Source organism: Flavobacterium sp. GP15, from assembly GCF_014281985.1.
Lineage (GTDB): Bacteria > Bacteroidota > Bacteroidia > Flavobacteriales > Flavobacteriaceae > Flavobacterium > Flavobacterium pygoscelis.
The window spans coordinates 444,807-463,029 of sequence record NZ_JACFTC010000001.1; the positions used below are offsets into that span (position 1 = coordinate 444,807).

An 18,223-nucleotide genomic window follows, 5' to 3' on the forward strand; every position below is an offset into this window, starting at 1 on the left:
AACCAATTCAGTAATCATCATTTATTTATTAGAAGTCTCTCAATAAATTATAAATTTATGTGCTTATCCACTTTTAATTTATGAGCTTTCTTTTCTGTTGGAAAAAAGAAACTTAGTGGTTTTGATTTGAAATGATTCCAAATCGAAATCGTTACAAATCGAAGTTCAAACAAGGATATAGCTCGAGAACGAAAAGCAAGTCCTAAAGAAAGACTAAAGCTTACTATAAAATTGACTAAACCAATAATTCCTATTCCAAAAATACCCCAAAACAACATCGAAGTGCTTACTTTATAATTAGCACCATACAAAGCCAACGCCAAATTTCCACTACCAAAAGTAATGTGGCGAACATCTAAATTCAATCCTAAAAATAAACCAATAGATGCTGTACTTCCCATGAATACGCCAAACCAAAAATTAGAGATTATACCCGCCCATCTTTTTTCATAGAGTTTAGCAAGTTTAACGGTTCTTATTTTTCCAAAATTTCTTTTCAAAAAAGGATGTTCTGTAATCCTAAAATATACTTGATTGTGTTTGTCTCTATTAGCAACACTTCCTGATATAATACCCGATAAAAATAAAAACATACCTGCTATTGCAGCATGAAAAATTGCCAAAGAATGAATTGGGCTCAAATCAATAAGTAAGGATTCCCATTTTGTTGCCGCTATATTATAATGCAAAAAATAATCGATTAACCAAATTCCCAATAGCGAAACTGGAAAAGCCATAATAACATTCCCAACAAAAGCAATGAATTGTGATCGAAACACTCGAGCAAAAAGAACAGCAAACGCTTTGTGTTTCTGTGCTCCTTTCCCTTCTTGACCAACACCTTCTTCTAACGCTCTAATCAAAGCAGAAGCAGTCATAGCGGGCTGTTTTGTTGCCAATGTATAACCTAATAAATAGATGGTAATAAAACCAAACGCGTAGTTCATGCTATATAAAAAGGCATGACCAAAAAAACTAGTATCTACCTTAGATAGAAGTACTTTTATCACACATAAAATACCTACTATAAAACCACCTCCTAAAGCCGTTTTGAACATCTTAAAATATTCAGCACGGTTTTCTGTTATGTAATGTTCTCCTGTTTTTGCGGTATGTTGCGTAATCTCGTAAGAAATCAATTGAGTACTTTCTGCTATAAACTTACGGACATTGTTTTTGTAACAATTGTATTTGACTAATTGTAAGGCTAATGCAATACCATTATTCTTTTTATCCTTCTCAGTATCGACTGTCAATAAAGAAATTAAAAAATTAAGACGAACCAATTGCTGTCTGATTTTTAATAAATTTTGATTTACTCGAAGTGAAATTCCGTACTTAGAACTGTTATGAAAAGCTTTTTCAACAAAGCCTTCACACTGTTTTTGAAGTACTAATAATTGAGAAAAAGACAAGTCATCTGAGGTTATATAATGTTTATCCGAAGTTCTAATTCGTTCCTCAATTAAATACAACTCCTTTTCAAATGCAGAAAAAGGACTTTCTAAATCATCAAATTCAGGAACCATCTTAATAACATCAGTCTCCATGGCACGACCACTTATTCGTTGTATGAGTAAGTGTTCCGCAATTAATAGTTCTGACAACGCAGAGTTAGATTCCATACTATCATAGATAGAATTGAACTTTAAAAGATCATAAAGTTCTGCCAATTGGTTTAGCGGAATTCTATTGATCCATATACCATCATTAGCTAAATAAAAAACCTGATTTAGAACATATTCTAAGGTATCTTTTTGAGGTTGATAGGGCAAAAACTTAGCGAAAATTCTTTTCTTTACTTCAAAAATAAAATCTACATCTTGCAGTATAGCTGCATCTGAAAGGATTTTATTAAATTTTCTGTCTTTTAAAATTTCCTTTAAATATATAGAAAGTTGTTTTCGACAAGAATAATTTTGTTTTAAAAAAGAAATTATCTCTTGCAAATCGACCGACTGTACTTTTTTTATTTTCAATGGTCTAATTAATCGAATAAGTTCGACTAATGGCTCTAATACATCATTTGTATCGCGCCAAGATTGTGCTTCACCGAAAAATTCAGTTAGGAGACCTGCGGCAGTTGATTTTGGTTTTTCTTTGAAAAATAACTTCATTATTGGAATTCAATTTTTGTAAAAATACAAATCAGCGAAAGAATTTACGATAAGTTATTCATAAAAAATTGATAAGTAAAGGTGAAATAATTCTGGAATCAAGAATATTAATGTAATAAAGCACTTTTTACTTCAACTTCTAAACAGATTAAAAAAAAACTATACCTAAAAGTTTTTATAAATTCTATTTTCAAATAATTTCAATTAAAACCTACCATAATGAAACTTTAAAATATTTAATACCTTTGGTAAGTGATTATAAATACCAAAAAACAAATATTCTAATAAATTGAGAAGAATATTTGATTAAAATAAACAACAAAATATCCCTCTTCTTTATACAGTTTTGCAAAAAATTAAAACATAGGAGAAAAAATAACACCGATAAAAATGATTGAAATAGAAAGAAAGTTTTTAGTCAAAAATAATTCTTTTAAAGAGGTTTCTTTTAAACAAAATCATATTGCCCAAGGCTATCTAAGTTCTGTTCCTGATCGTACAGTTCGAGTTAGAATAAAAGGCAACAAAGGTTTCTTAACAATTAAAGGCGCTTCTAATGAATCTGGGTTGTCACGATTTGAATGGGAGAAAGAAATGCCAGTTCAGGAAGCCACAAAACTTTTAGATCTATGCGAGAAAGGTGTAATTGACAAAACTCGTTATGAAGTAAAAATGGGAGAACATCTATATGAAATTGATGTATTTCACGGGAACAATGAAGGCTTAATTATAGCTGAAATTGAACTTCAATCAGAGAATGATGCTTTTGAAAAACCAAATTGGCTTGGCGCTGAAGTTACGGGTGATATTAGGTATTACAATGCTTATCTAAGTAAAAACCCCTTTTCAGAATGGAATCATTAGTCTACCATCACTTCAATCGTAACAAGCATTCCTCCGCTACCTTTATTAGAAGCAATTTCCATAAAAGCGCGTTTTGACAAATCGATCTCTCTTGATTTTACAAACGGACCTCTATCGGTAACTTCTACAACAACTGATTTACCATTAACTTCGTTGGTTACTCTTACTTTTGTACCAAAAGGAAGTTTTTTATGTGCTGCGGTGTATTTATTGTTATCAAATCTACTCCCGCTAGATGTTTTTTTTCCAGTAAACTTATCCGCATAATAAGAAGCGTGAGCTTGCTTCTTGTAAGGTTTAAAAACTTCTAAAACAGCAACTAAAGAATCAATTTTTTTTTCTTGAATTTCTATAACAACTTTAGCCTTCTTAATAGAATCTTTTGTAACTGGTACTTTTTGTTTATTAATAACAGAGCTTTGCCCGCTAACTAAAGTAATTGTTGCCAACAAAAAAAATAAAGTAATTGATTTTTTCATGTATATTTTATTAGTTAAACCTATCAAACAAAAACTATACCTAGATAAAAAAGCTCTATTTCTAGAGCTTTTTTAATAGTTTTATTACAACCACATAGACCAAGGAATTCTACTTAAAATAAGCAACAAACCTAAAGTATAAAAAATAGAAAAAGTTTTAAATTTTGATTCTGAAGTTGCCAGTTTTTTATGTTTAGACCAACCTATTGTAATTAGAGTAATCGCAATTATATTAATTAACGGATGTTCTACTGCGGTCAATCTATAATCTGCGTTTTTCATTACTTCACCAACGCCCATTTCAAAAAGTTTAAATCCTCTTTGAGATACAAAATACAAGATTAAACCCACTAATAATTGTGTATGCGTTCCTATCAATGCAAAAATAGCAATCTTTCTATCTTTGGCAGTAAATTCTTTTTTTGAAAATAAACCAATTAAGGAATTTGCCACTGCAATTACTAATAATAAGAGCGCTAAATAAGCCCAACCGGAATGAAATTTTTGAATAAAATTGTACATAAATTAAGTTTTTGTTTAAAACAAATATAGGAAAAAAAGACATAAAAAAAACGGCATTTCACTGATAAAGTGAATGCCGTTTTTTAAATAATTAACTTTTAATTAAAAATTATAACGCAAACTAAAGTTCCATGTTCTTCCGAAACCGAAGTAAACATTATTAGCAGTAGCTACACCATTATAAGTTCTTCCTGAAGACGCATAAGTTGGTCCAGAAGAACCAGAAATAAAGTCATCAGCAAATATGTTACTTTTTGATTCAGCAATGTAAATTTTATCTAAAACGTTATTCACGTTCAATCTAAAACTTACTGAATCATCTTTATCTTTACCTACTAACATTTTGTATGAAAAACCAGCATCCATTAAACCATAAGCAGGTATTTTTAATGATCCTTTATTCGTAGCAGATTCAAAATTCCCAGGAGAAATTGAAGCATAAACATTCTCATTATAGTTGTAATTAGCATCAACAGTAACTCTAGTAACCACTTCGTATGAAGCACCAACCGAAGCTGTTAATTGTGCTGCATCACCCACTTTTACTTTGTCTAAATATAAAGTTTTTGCAGTTCCACCAGCAACAGGAATATTTGAAACATCGTATCTATTACTTACACTATTGCCTTTATATCTCCAATCTCCAATAGAAAACATCCCATTAACTTTGAATTTATCAGTCACTTTTGAATTAGCTTCAAATTCAATACCAGAGTGAATTTCAGTGATTCCTGAGAAATCGAAATATCCACCAACATTATCACTACCAGTATCAGAACTTCTTTGGTATCTATCAGCCCACTTTGTGTTGTAAACATTTACATTAATATTCACAATACTTGAACGGAAACCATATCCAGCTTCAAATCCAGTAATTTTTTCGTTCACTAAATTTCCATTTAGTTTTGATTTATTATTAGGATAAACAGCATTAAAAAATGGTTGCTTAGAATAATATCCAGCGTTAACAAAAACATTGTGACTTTCGTTGATATTGTAGTTTGCACCCCCTTTTACGTTACCTCCTAAGATATTCTCAAAATCCGTTTCTCTTAAGTCATATTCAGGATTAGGAGTTGTTGTATTTTGTTTGAATTCAGGATATAAAAAACGATCTACTCTCTTAAATCCTTGTTGAGAAACTGCAGCTTGAACAAAAGCAGTTAATTTATCTGATGAATATTCTAATTGTGTAAAAGCTCCCAACCAATTTACTTTTCCATCTTGGTCAAATCCAATTTTTTCATTAACACTAGAAGCAGCAAATGGGTTTAAAGAAGGACTTAAAGAATAAGTTTCAGTAAGTTTTCTTCCTGGGCTTGCAAAATTCAAATTAGCATTATCAACAAAAACATCAGCACCTAAAGCATTATTTAAAGTTTGATAATGAATTCCTTTATAAGTTCTAGCATCAATACCAAAATCTAAGGTTAAAGCATCAGTTAATTTTTTATTCAAACTTACAATACCACCATACCAGTCATGTGAATTAAAAGAAGAAACTTGCGAAATTCCAGAGGTATTATTAAGTACAGTAGCAGAACCCACTTTTTTACTTCCTGTATCTGAACTATTTTGATATTCAGTTCCAACTTTACCTCTTGTTTGTGGAACACCATTAATCATTATAGTTTGACCAGCATTCCAAGCTTGAATCTTATCATAATCAATTATACCATTAGCAGTTCTAAAAGCATCATTTACATAATTCAACCCTCTAATTCCACCAACACCATTTGCTCCTGCACCACGACCCCATGATCCGTAAACTATTGTAGACAATTTAGTTGTCTCATTAATTTTCCAATCCCAATTGATAGAACCCACAGGTTTATGGTAGTAATTTCTTCTTATATTATACTCTTCACCACCTAAATTACCCCAATCTGAATTGTATCTTGTATTAGGTTCTCCATTAGACCCATATTTAAGGTAAGTTGCAAGAGAAATAGAAGTACTTCTTTGATTATGCCATTGTGGAGCACCTGTAAAAGTAAATTGAATATCATGTTTATCATTTGGCTTATAACCAAAAGCTATAAAATAATTTTGTCCTTCAAATTGAGTTCCATCAACATAACCGTCTCCTTGAGTAGCACTCAATAAAACAGAAGCTGACAATCCATTTTTCATAACCCCAGTATTATAAGAACCTTGGATTTTTAAATAATTTGCATTACCAAATGAAGAAGCAAAAGAACCACCTTCTTTTAAATCAGATGTTTTTGTAACTACATTTATAGTACCTCCTACAGAAGCAATAGCTAATTTAGAAGATCCTAAACCTCTTTGAACTTGCATAGCAGAAGTAACATCAGACAAACCAGCCCAGTTACTCCAATACACAGCACTATTCTCCATATCATTAACCGGCATACCATTAACCATTACAGCAATGTTTTTTTGATCAAAACCACGAATGTTGATTCTAGAATCTCCAAAACCACCACCAGATTTAGTTACATATACTGAAGGAGTGTTTTTTAATATTTCAGGAAATTCTTGTGTTCCTAATTTTTCTTGTATTTCAGCAGCTTTAATTGTTGAAACAGCAACTGGCGTTTTTCTTGCCTTAGCAACATCAATTACACCGCTTTTTACTACTATTTCACTTAATTCATTAGAATTAGATTTTAAAACTATTGTCCCTAAATTAACAGTAGCTCCAGATCCTACTGAAAATCGCACTGTTTTAGTTTCAAAACCTAAAAAGGAAATAACTAATTCTCCAGAACTTGCTGTAGTATTAATAGAAAATTTCCCGTCAAAACCTGTTGAAGTTCCTGTTGCCAAACCTTTTACAGCAACATTAGCCCCAGGCAAAGTACCTTCACCATCAGTAATTACTCCTGTAACTTTCCCCTGAGAAAAGGCTGTAGTAACTACTAAAAGTAACAATCCTGACATTAACCAATTTTTAATTGTCTTCATTTTTTTTAGTTTAATAATATTTGGCAAAAATATAACATTTTTTGTTTAAAAAGTTAATATAAGGTTAAGAATGAGGCTTTTTTTTGGGTTAAAAATTCAAAAAAAAATATTTAATATCAATTATATATTAAAAAGATTACAATTTTAAATTAGTTATTGTTTTTTAGTTAATCATGTGCGAAATAACGAGAGAAAAAAATTAATCAAAAAACGTTACAAACCACTTAGTTCTTAAAAAAAAGGAATTTAAAGAACTTATTATACTAATTTAAGTGTAAAAGTCATAAAAAAAAGAGAAATCAAAATGATAGCATTATTCTTTGATAGCTGAATTATAGACACAACTTTAAAAAAAATTACTACTTCATTAAATTCAGCCTCATCTACTAACACAGCTAATAATTGAATAGTATAGTTATGGATTCTTTTTATTGAAAATTAAATAAAATGTTAATCCAATTTAAATGGAATTTACACTCTCTACTTGCAGTCAAACGAAATGATTGTTATTGTGAAGATTGTTCAATAATAAAAAAAGAGCTTTCACTTTAATAGAAGTAATTCGATTAACGAGCTTTTCATCTCTAAATACATTTCAGTGTTCATTTGAAAAAGTAAGAAATACTGAATTATATTTGATGACAAACACCAATAGAGTTATATCAAGGTAGAATAAAAATTATTTGAACGAAAGCTAATCAAAAAGACTCTGAAAATTAATTTAAAAAAGCATTCTGTATAGCATTATAAATTGGCTATACTGTCTAATTCAAATTTAAGAGGTTTTATTTTTTCAAGAAAACGTGCTTTATTATTACCCGTCATCGGTTCACCGGTAGGAAGTTTTAACCGTAATGCATCAACTTGAACCCCATTTTTCCAAAAACGATAGCATACATGTGGCCCTGTGGCAAGACCTGTACTACCCACTAAACCGATAACTTGTCCTTGAGAAACACGCTGTCCGCGTTTTACTAAAATTTTTGACATGTGCAGGTATTGTGTAGAATAAGTACCATTGTGTTTCACTTTTACAAAGTTACCATTCCCTGCAGTAAAACCACTTTGCTCCACAACTCCAGCTGCAGTGGTAGTTATAGGTGTACCTCTTGGAGCAGCGTAATCCGTTCCTTTATGCGCTTTCCATGTATGCTGAACGGGATGAAAACGATTTGATGAAAATCTAGAAGATATTCTACTAAATTTTATAGGCGATTTAAGAAAAAAATTCTTGAGTGTTTTACCTTGTTCATCATAATAATCAATCTTATCAGAATTGGGATTTTGAGCAAAAGGAAATGCATAAATTATTTTTCCTCTATATTCAAAAAAGGAAGCTTCCATTTCTTCTACTCCATCATAAATGGTGTCATTTATAAATCGTTCTGTAAACGTAATTGCAAAACGATCTCCTTTTTTAAGCTTCATAAAATCGATAGAATAGGCATATATTTTAGCAATTTTCCCTGCTAAAGCACCCTCAATTTTAGCATTCCCAAGAGTTTCAGATAAAGATTCCTTTAAAACACCACCAATTGTTCTTCTCTTAATTGTAACTGGTTTTATTTTCTTATAAGCAACTACAGCAGTATCGCGAAAATCGATTACATAATAAGTCAATGCATCAGGTTGGTAAATAAAAACCTGAAGATTGTGTTTTTTATTTTTAGAACGAAGCAAAGTATAAGGCTTATTAAACCGTATTGACTGTACATTAAGAGTATCTTTTATGGCAGCAATAATATCATAAACTCTTCGGTCTCCGATATTTTGATTTTCAATAATATTTCCAAAAGTATCTCCTTTTTTTATTGTGTCATGAACAACATTAAAATCGGCATAAACAAAACCAAAATCCACTTTTTTAGGAACTGGTTTTACTATTTTTTCTGTTGCCACTTCCTTTGTTTTATCACATGAAACCAAAGAAAACAACACTATTATAATTATCAATATTTTTTTCAAACCTATTTTTTTTTCAGTCTACATTTCCACTCCCCAATTTTCTAATTCATGACTACTCCATAATTCAGGAAAAAAAATTCTTCTCTGATACTTTGGATGCATGTATTTTTTCCAATCACTTCCTCCTGTTGCCTCACCATCACCTTTTCCGCTATTATCAATATATTTTTTTGCCGTATTCAAATGTTGCATCACCCAAGTAATATTTACAGTATGATCATAATGACGCATTGCCGCAATTAGAGCCGGATCATTTTGATCTACTTCTGGCAATTGTTTAAATTTTTGCCAAATATTAATGGTATTGTATTCTTCCATATGATTTAGGAAGCTTTTTTTATATTTTTTTTCAAACTCATCTAGCAAGTATGACTTTTTACCCGTGTGATAATCTTTTCCTGCTGCTTGCCAATACAAATGTTCGAAAGCAAATTCATAACTAGTAGTTCTATCAATAGAAGCCCTAAAGCGATGATCAATAAGATTTATAAGATCCGTAGAAGAAAATTCGATCAATCTATATTGTGCACTTTGAAAACCACTTGCAGGCGTCAAGGTATTCCTAAACTTCATGTATTGCTCCACTTCCATACCGTCAGCCATTATACTAAAAGAGGTTGTTAGCATATCAAAATAACGTGTGATACGCAGCAACCGCTCTGTAAAGAAGTCCGTTTTAATATTTTTACAATAAGAGATTTGTTGCATCTCCCAAAGTATCATTTTAAAAATCAATTCATTAACTTGATGGTACATAATAAAAACCATCTCATCAGGAAGCGTTGTTCTTTGAGTTTGAAGATTTAATAAAGCATCTGTTTGTATGTAATCCCAATAAGTAATAGGTTTAGACCAAAGCAGTCCCTCAAGTTGGGTCTCTGTTTTTTGATTTATAGCTTGGTACTTTAGGTCTATTTGTTTTAATAAATCTTCTGAATTCTCGTTAACGCTCATTCTTATTTTGTTTTAAAAGGATACTTCAAACCTTTATACTCTTCAATATCTGCCTTGATTGATCCTACTGCTAAACTAGCTTTTATCCTAAGTGGAATTTTATTGTTATCATCTGAAATCCAAACCGTAAGACTCTCTTGTTCCTTAAAAACTCGTCCCGATTGCACTAAAGGTCTAAAAACCATGCATGACATAACGCCAAATTTAGTGGTTATATTTTCTCGTCCAATAAATTTTAGCTTAAATTTTGTAGTTTCATCATCGAAAAACATATCAATGGCAATTGCTTCGTTTATTTTTAACTTATCAATATTAGGATGATTCCTTAAATAATAAAAAGTAGATAAGATATCTTGAGTGTTTTTTGGAATCATTAAGGTTTTTTCAGACTTGTGCTTGTAATCCTTTACAAGAACTTTATTCGTTGATTGATTAAAAAAGCCTTCTTGATTTTTGGTATATCCACCTTCATTAATATTCCTTACATATTGATATGGATTCCCTGTTTCTTTATCAATGTAACTTTCGTAAACATCATCTACTTTAAAGAAAAAACGAGACATTCCAGTTGTGTAGCCTTTCCCTACAACATGAAACGATTTTTTGTTATTTACTGTAGCATCTTTAACCTCTAAAGTTGCATAACCAGCATTTACTATACCGTAATGGATTCTAAATTTAAAATATTCACCTACGCCGTAAGCATCCTCTTGAGGAGAATCAAAACTTACTGTAGTTATAAGAATTAAGAGTAATATTAATTTTTTCATTTTTTTTTGTATGTCGGATTAATAACCCTATAACTGCAAATTTTGTTCCAAATATATCAAAACAAAAAAACTCAGTCAAATAATGACTGAGTTTTTATGCTATTAACTAACCAAAAAACTATAAATTATGAAATTTATATCAAATTAGGAAGGAAACCACCCCTTCCAGTTTTGCGAGTGCAAAGGTAGTTAACAAACCTAAATATTATCAGTTAAAAATATACTTTAACACTATATATGCAAAAAAACATACCGTTCATCGATTAAAATTTCACATAATATAAAAATAACGTGTTTCTATAGCGTTCCACGCAATTCCTGTTCTCTCTCAATTGACTCAAAAAGTGCTTTAAAGTTACCCGCACCAAAACCTTTAGCTCCCATTCTTTGAATGATCTCAAAAAACAAAGTTGGTCGATCTTGGACTGGTTTGGTGAAAATTTGTAATAAATAGCCTTCTTCATCAGCATCAACCATGATCGCTAATTTTTCGATTTCATTTAAATCCTCTTTCATCATTTTCATGTGATCCCCCAAGCGCTCTGGAATAGCTTGATAATAAGTATGAGGAGGAGCAGATAGGAATTCTATACCTCTAGCTTTTAGTTGAGACACCGTTTTAATAATATCATCTGTTGCTATGGCGATGTGCTGAATTCCAGGTCCACCGTAAAAATCAAGATATTCTTCGATTTGTGATTTCTTCTTTCCTTCTGCAGGTTCGTTAATTGGAAACTTTATTCTTCCGTTACCATTAGACATTACTTTACTCATCAACGCAGAATATTCCGTATTAATTTGTTTGTCATCAAAAGAAAGGAAATTAACAAATCCCATGACATCTTCATAAAACTTTACCCAAGTATTCATTTCATTCCACCCAACATTACCCACCATGTGGTCAATATATTTTAATCCTGTTGGCTCTGGGTTGTAATCTGACTTCCATTCTTTGTAACCTGGCAAGAAGATACCTTTATAATTCTTACGTTCTACGAAAATATGAACCGTTTCTCCGTAAGTATAAATCCCTGAACGAACAACTTCTCCAAATTCATCTTTCTCTACAGTTGGCTCCATAAAAGAACGAGCTCCACGCTTCATAGTCTCTTCATAAGCACTTGTAGCATCTTCAACCCACAAAGCAGCAACTTTTACTCCGTCACCATGTTTTCTTAAATGGTCATTTATTGGAGAGTTTTCATTTAAAGGCGTTGTCAAAACGATACGAATTTTATCTTGTTTTAACACATAAGAAGTTCTGTCTTTTACCCCCGTTTCTAATCCAGCATAAGCTAATGATTGGTAACCAAAAGCAGTTTTGTAATAATGTGCTGATTGTTTCGCATTTCCTACATAAAACTCTACGTAATCTGTTCCTAATAGTGGAAGAAAATCTTGAGCTCCTTCAAATATTTTCTCTAGTCCGTATTCTACTGATTTTAATTCTTTTGACATATTTTCTTTTAATTAGATAATTGGTCAATTAGAAAATTAGATGATACTCACATATACCAATTTTCTAATTATTCAATTTTGTTGTTGCTATTATTTTATTTAATATTCGTATAATTTCTGATAAATCCTTCAAAAGCATTTCACAATCAGGATAAGCTTTATGAGCATGGCATAAAAACAACCAATATTCTGTTTCGTCCGCCTCTTTAATCGCTATTTTTAACTTATGTATAAAATCAGCTTTGCTTTCGGCATTTTGCGATTCTTTTGAATTCGCCCCTATTGAAGTTCCACTTTTAAGTAATTGATTAGCAATTACAAACTTCTTTGTTTCTTGTAATGCTTCTGTGTAATCAATTATTCTCAAAGCGAAATCAAATGTTTTAACCAGAAGGGCATTACCTTTATATTTTTCGTTGAAAGTCATGTTTTTTAAGATAGATAATTAGTCAATACCGATAGTTAGTCAATTATTATAAACAGAATATTTAGTACACTCGATTATTAATTATCTAATTTTCACGTTACCTAATTATCTAATTTTTCTTATTCTACCCAAGATTTGTAATACTGTCCATCATCTATTCCCATGGCTTCTTCAGTAACCATTAATGGTCTAAAAGTATCTACCATTACCGCTAATTCTTGTGTTTCTTTATGCCCAATACTACGTTCCATTGCTCCAGGCGCTGGTCCGTGAGGTATTCCTTTTGGATGCAATGTTATATGACCTTGTTCGATATTATTACGAGACATAAAATCGCCATCTACATAATAAAGAACCTCGTCACTATCAATATTACTATGATTGTAAGGTGCCGGAATTGATTTAGGATGATAATCGTACAACCTTGGCACGAAGGAACAAACGACGAAAGTCGAAGTTTCGAAAGTTTGATGAACTGGTGGTGGTTGGTGAACTCTTCCTGTTATAGGTTCAAAATTATGAATACTAAAACCGTAAGGAAAATTATAACCATCCCATCCTATCACGTCAAAAGGGTGTGTTGCATAAACAACCTCATGCATCATACCCTCTTTCTTTATTTTGATCAGAAAATCTCCTTTTTCATCATGTGTTTCTAATTCTGTTGGCAAAATAAAATCACGTTCACAAAAAGGGGAATGTTCTAAATGCTGACCTGATTCATTTTTATAGCGTTTTGGTGTATAAAAAGGAGCGAAAGATTCGACATAAAAAAGTCTATTTTCTTCGGTTTCAAAATCAATTTGATAAATCATACCTCGAGGAATAATTAGATAATCACCATATTCAAAAGGAATATTTCCCATCATGGTACGTAATTTTCCTTTTCCCTTATGAATGAAAATCATTTCATCAGCATCGGCATTTTTATAGAAATAATCACGCAGTGATTTTCTTGGAGCTGCTAATCCTATGGTACAATCTTTATTAAGCAACATAGCCTTTCGACTGTCTAAAAAATCGTCTTCAGGTTTTAGTTCAAAACCTTTTAATAATAAAGATTTTATGTTTTTTCCGATAGCAATTTTGGGTTCTACAGAATACGATTTTACAATCTCTTTAATTTGAGTGGGTCTGTGCACATGATACAACAAAGAAGCATGTCCGTTAAAACCCTCTGTTCCAAAAAGCTGCTCGTAATATAGACCACCATTTGGTTTTTCAAATTGCGTGTGTCTTTTTTGGGGAAAGCTCCCCAATTTGTGGTATATAGGCATGATTATTTGAGATTAGAAAATTTATCAATTCTTAAATTCGATCAATTAATAAGGAGACATGAGCAAGAATAGTGTACGTACAAAATTTTAGAATTCTCTAATGTGCCTTCTTATTTAAATAAAATATTATTCAGGATTTCTTTTGATAAGAAATTGCAGATATCCCAATAAACCGTTCCAACTTGTTTTCATAATAACAAATATCGGAATTTTTTTTATTATAAATTAAATTTAAAATATAAACCCAATACTAAACCAAGTAAAACCTTTGGGAAGTTCAGGAGACCAAGAGTACTTGATCTCTATAGGACCAATTACGGTTTCTAAACCATAACCCACAGCATATCCTGAATATTTAGGAAAAGAAACCCATTCTACCGATTCAAAAATTCGATTTCCAGCGTTTGCATAATTGGCAGAAAAATTGACATGATTTTTTTTATAAAATTCATAATCTAATGTAACCGTAGATTTGATATAACTATTAGCCACTATACTTAAATAATCATAACCGTAAAGGTATTTAAACCCATTTAGAGGATTATAACCATAGCCTCCTAATATAAAATTAAAGTAAGGAACACTTTCTTGTCCAAAGGAAAAACCTGCATCAGTTTGAAATTTTACAGTTGCATGATCAAATACCGTTGCAACTACACCAAAATCACCTTTGGCTATTGAAAAAGGTTGAAAGTTACCCGCATAATCGGACGAAATTAAATAAGATTGTAGGTCTCCCGAAAAATACCATCCTTTTTTTGGAAAATATTTATTGTCAAATGAATCAAACTTCATGTAAGCAAAAAGACTTAAATAACTACTTTTATCAATTGTAGGATTTACATCGGCTAATGTTTCTGATTTTATTTTTAAAAACTTAAGTTCTGCTCCACCTCCCACTAAAAACTTTTGCACAAACAAAGATTGAAAATACAATTGATTGGTTAAATCTGAAAAATCAACATTAATAGAATTTAAAAGAGGAGATGCTGCTGCAATAGTACTAATTTCTTTGCCTATGTTTCTATTAAATTGATTGTAATGAGACTTAAAACCAATGCTTAAATTAAAACCATTTTCGATATAATAATCTAGATTATAGCGAAAATTATCTCCCAGAATAATATCTAATGACGCTATATCATTTTTTAGAAGTGCTTTTTTACGAGTCAAATTTACTAATACACCACTTTTGAATAAATTATCATAATGAAGTCCAAATTTCAGATACGTTTTCGTGGGGTTTTCTTTTAAACTAAGGTTTAAATCGACTCCTTCCTTATTGGGTTCAAATGAATACGAGATCGAACTAAAGTTTTGTGTTGCATTGATGTTATTGATTCCTTTTAGCAAATCATTATAACTGATATTTGTTCTGGGCTTAAAACGCAATTTCCCGCTGATGTACTCTTTTGTATAATCTTCTAAACGATTGGTGTTAATCGCTCTAATTTGCAAACTATCCGAACGGAGAATTAATCTTGGTTTTTTATACGGATTGGATTCATCTGTCAATTGCCTCAACTGTTCAAAAACTCCAAAAGCAGCCTCTTCTCCTTTGGTAATAATTTCTTTTCCTTTATCAAAAGAAATAACGCCATATTGTGTAATGTCTGGTTTTATATAAACATCTGTATCTGCTACATTTTTCTTCATTCGTTCTATGGATTGAAGATTAGTAATCTGAACCAAAATTTTGGTAGCATCTTTTAGCTGATTTCTGTCTAATAAATCGTTTTGCACATCTACACCTATGATAATATCTGCGCCCAATTTACGAATCTCCTCAATAGGATAATTGTTAACTACTCCACCATCTACTAAAATTTGCCCATCAATTTCTACGGGAGAAAATAACGAAGGAAATGCAGAACTTGCAATCATTGCTTGCGCCAAGTTTCCTTTATTCAAAAGCACTTCTTTACCCGTTTCTATGTTAGTACCAATACATAAAAAAGGTGTGGGAAGCTGATTGAAATCCTTAATATCTCTAACATTTCTGGTAATTCTACTCAATAAATTATAATTGTACATCCCTTTTGACAAAGCTTCGGGAATTCCTATCTTAAATTTGTTAAAAGGCAAAACGAGCGCATACAACTCTTCATTTCTTCTTTCGTAGAAATTTTTTGAAGATCTTGGAATAAAATCATTGATCAACTTATTGAAATCGGTTTCTTGAAATATCGAATCGATTTGAGCTGCATTGTATCCGGTGGCATAAAGTCCGCCAATAACCGCACCCATGCTAGTTCCTCCAATATAATCTACTTTTACTCCGGCCTCTTCTAGTACTTTAAGCACTCCAATGTGTGCAAATCCTTTTGCCCCTCCTCCGCTCAAAACCAAACCTATTTTAGGTTTTTTTTGTTCTTGTGCGAATGTAATTTGGGAGAAAATAAAAATAGTAATTAGAGAATATACGAGTTGTTTAGAAATTCTATTTAAGCCCCAGATAGAAGTAAAAAGCCTTGATGCTGAAAAAGCTATTTTTTCTTGAAAAAAAAGAGCGCCCCTAGAAGCTCCTTTTTTTGTATTAGAAAAAAAGATTTTTTGCAGAGAGCTTGAAACGAATAGCTGGAAAAGGCTCATAAAGAAAAGAATTAATTATTCTGGTAAAATTCGACAATTTTTTTGGCTTTTGACACACCTATAACGTCAGAAATTTCTTTTTCAGTGGCTAATTTCAATCTTTTAACACTTTTAAAGTGCTGGATCAAAGTCAACATTGTTTTCTCACCAATTCCGGGAATGCTCTCTATAGAAGAGTTTAGGGCCGCTTTACTTCTTTTATCTCGATGATGTGTGATTCCAAAACGGTGCGCTTCGTTTCGCAATTGTTGAATAATCTTTAAGGTTTCAGATCTTTTGTCTAGATATAACGGAATAGAATCCCCCGGATAAAATAGCTCTTCGAGACGTTTTGCAATACCAATTACGGTTATTTTTCCTCGCAAACCCAATTCATCAATACTCTTGAGAGCTGAAGACAATTGGCCTTTTCCTCCATCAATAATGATTAAATTAGGTAGGGGTTCGTTTTCGTCGAGCAATCTTTTGTAACGTCTGTAGACTACCTCGGTCATAGAGGCAAAATCATCTGGACCTTCGACTGTTTTTATATTAAAATGACGGTAATCTTTCTTGCTTGGTTTTCCATCTTTGAAAACGACACAAGCGGCCACAGGATTTGTTCCTTGAATATTGGAGTTATCAAAACATTCTATATGACGCGGTTCTACAGGCAAACGCAAGTCTTTTTGCATTTGCGCCATAATGCGTTTGGTATGACGATCTGGATCTACAATTTGCAATTGTTTGAGTTGTTCGATTCGGTAGAATTTAGCATTCCGAATGGATAAATCAAGCACTTGCTTTTTATCTCCTAATTGCGGAACGGTAACTTTTACATTTTCGCCTACTTCAACTGCAAAGGGAACTACAATTTCGCGAGACAATAAATGAAAACGCTCGCGCAGTTCTATAATGGCGAGTTCTAATAATTCTTCATCGGTTTCATCCAATTTCTTTTTGATTTCCATAGTGTGCGAACGAATAATCGAACCATGAGAGATTTGAAGGAAGTTAACATATGCGGCACTTTCATCAGAAACGATTGAAAAAACATCGATATTGGTGATTTTTGGATTTACAATAGTTGATCGGGATTGGTAATTTTCGAGAATTTCGATTTTCTCTTTGATTTTCTGCGCTTCCTCAAAGTGCATATCAGCTGCAAGATTTGTCATAACGCGCTTAAAATCCTTCATGCTTTCCTTGAAATTTCCTTTCAAAATCTCTCGAATAGCATCTACTTGTTTTTGGTAATTTTCTAAGGTCTCGTGACCTTCACATGGTCCCATGCAATTACCAATATGATATTCGAGACAAACTTTAAATTTGCCGCTTTCGATATTGCTTTTACTTAAATCATAATTGCAAGTTCGCAACGGATACAACTCCTTAATCAATTCTAAAATAGTGCTTACGGTTTTGAAACTCGTATAAGGTCCAAAATATTCAGAGCCGTCTTTGACCATTCTTCTTGTAGCAAAAATACGGGAGAAAGGTTCTTTTTTGATACACAACCAAGGATAACTTTTGTCATCGCGCAACAACACATTATAACGCGGTTGTAAGGTTTTAATTAAATTATTTTCTAGTAAAAGCGCATCGGTTTCTGTAGGAACAACAATGTGTTTTATGGTAACAATTTTCTTTACCAGTACATTCGTTTTGGCCGTATCATGGATTTTATTGAAATAGGAAGAAACTCTTTTTTTTAAATTTTTGGCTTTGCCAACATACAAAATTTTACCATCCTTATCATAATATTGATATACGCCGGGATTGTCTGGCAAAGTCTGGATTTGAAGGGCTAAAGTTGCTGGATTCATCTAACAAAGTTAATCTCTAAAATTACAAAATACAAACTAAAATCTTGATAAATAATGAGGAC

The 18,223-nt window shown here is 31.8% G+C and carries 13 protein-coding genes; 1 reads left to right on the forward strand and 12 read right to left on the reverse strand.

The features are described from left to right. Positions 1 to 47: 47 nt before the first annotated feature. Positions 48 to 2,117, reverse strand: coding sequence for a recombinase (locus tag H2650_RS02050; RefSeq protein ID WP_188049092.1), 2,070 nt, complete (start codon positions 2,115 to 2,117; stop codon positions 48 to 50). A 390-nt stretch (positions 2,118 to 2,507) separates the two neighbouring features. Between H2650_RS02050 and H2650_RS02055 the strand changes: the two genes are divergently transcribed. Beyond that, positions 2,508 to 2,981 (forward strand): CYTH domain-containing protein, encoded by a 474-nt coding sequence (locus H2650_RS02055; RefSeq protein ID WP_188049093.1) that lies wholly within the window; start codon positions 2,508 to 2,510, stop codon positions 2,979 to 2,981. On the opposite strand, the gene H2650_RS02060 is transcribed toward H2650_RS02055, so the two are convergent. The 11 genes from H2650_RS02060 to uvrC form a co-directional block, all read right to left on the reverse strand. Further along, complete coding sequence (locus tag H2650_RS02060) at positions 2,978 to 3,460, reverse strand: septal ring lytic transglycosylase RlpA family protein (RefSeq protein ID WP_188049094.1); 483 nt, start codon at positions 3,458 to 3,460, stop codon at positions 2,978 to 2,980. The genes H2650_RS02055 and H2650_RS02060 overlap by 4 nt on opposite strands. Before the next feature lie 84 nt (positions 3,461 to 3,544). Continuing rightward, positions 3,545 to 3,982: a hypothetical protein gene (locus H2650_RS02065; protein WP_188049095.1), complete on the reverse strand. Its 438-nt coding sequence runs from the start codon at positions 3,980 to 3,982 to the stop codon at positions 3,545 to 3,547. 102 nt (positions 3,983 to 4,084) lie between these two features. After that, a complete protein-coding gene (locus H2650_RS02070) occupies positions 4,085 to 6,913 on the reverse strand; it encodes a TonB-dependent receptor domain-containing protein (protein ID WP_188049096.1) in 2,829 nt (942 codons plus the stop codon). Positions 6,914 to 7,657: 744 nt separating this feature from the next. After that, positions 7,658 to 8,878, reverse strand: a complete 1,221-nt coding sequence (locus tag H2650_RS02075; protein WP_188049097.1) for a peptidoglycan DD-metalloendopeptidase family protein — start codon at positions 8,876 to 8,878, stop codon at positions 7,658 to 7,660. A gap of 18 nt (positions 8,879 to 8,896) precedes the next feature. Continuing rightward, positions 8,897 to 9,832 carry a tryptophan 2,3-dioxygenase family protein gene (locus tag H2650_RS02080; protein WP_188049098.1) on the reverse strand — a complete coding sequence of 312 codons (936 nt, stop codon included), beginning with the start codon at positions 9,830 to 9,832 and terminating at the stop codon, positions 8,897 to 8,899. A 2-nt stretch (positions 9,833 to 9,834) separates the two neighbouring features. Then, positions 9,835 to 10,602 (reverse strand): DUF3108 domain-containing protein, encoded by a 768-nt coding sequence (locus H2650_RS02085; RefSeq protein WP_188049099.1) that lies wholly within the window; start codon positions 10,600 to 10,602, stop codon positions 9,835 to 9,837. A 297-nt stretch (positions 10,603 to 10,899) separates the two neighbouring features. Further along, complete coding sequence (gene hppD, locus H2650_RS02090) at positions 10,900 to 12,060, reverse strand: 4-hydroxyphenylpyruvate dioxygenase (RefSeq protein WP_188049100.1); 1,161 nt, start codon at positions 12,058 to 12,060, stop codon at positions 10,900 to 10,902. A gap of 64 nt (positions 12,061 to 12,124) precedes the next feature. Next, positions 12,125 to 12,487, reverse strand: a complete 363-nt coding sequence (locus H2650_RS02095; protein ID WP_188049101.1) for a four helix bundle protein — start codon at positions 12,485 to 12,487, stop codon at positions 12,125 to 12,127. A 119-nt stretch (positions 12,488 to 12,606) separates the two neighbouring features. Beyond that, on the reverse strand, positions 12,607 to 13,764 hold the full coding sequence (locus tag H2650_RS02100; RefSeq protein WP_188049102.1) for a homogentisate 1,2-dioxygenase: 1,158 nt from the start codon (positions 13,762 to 13,764) through the stop codon (positions 12,607 to 12,609). 231 nt (positions 13,765 to 13,995) lie between these two features. Next, positions 13,996 to 16,356 carry a patatin-like phospholipase family protein gene (locus tag H2650_RS02105; RefSeq protein ID WP_188049103.1) on the reverse strand — a complete coding sequence of 787 codons (2,361 nt, stop codon included), beginning with the start codon at positions 16,354 to 16,356 and terminating at the stop codon, positions 13,996 to 13,998. Positions 16,357 to 16,367: 11 nt separating this feature from the next. Beyond that, entirely contained in the window at positions 16,368 to 18,161 is a 1,794-nt protein-coding gene (uvrC, locus tag H2650_RS02110; RefSeq protein WP_188049104.1) for an excinuclease ABC subunit UvrC, read from the reverse strand. Positions 18,162 to 18,223: the final 62 nt, after the last annotated feature.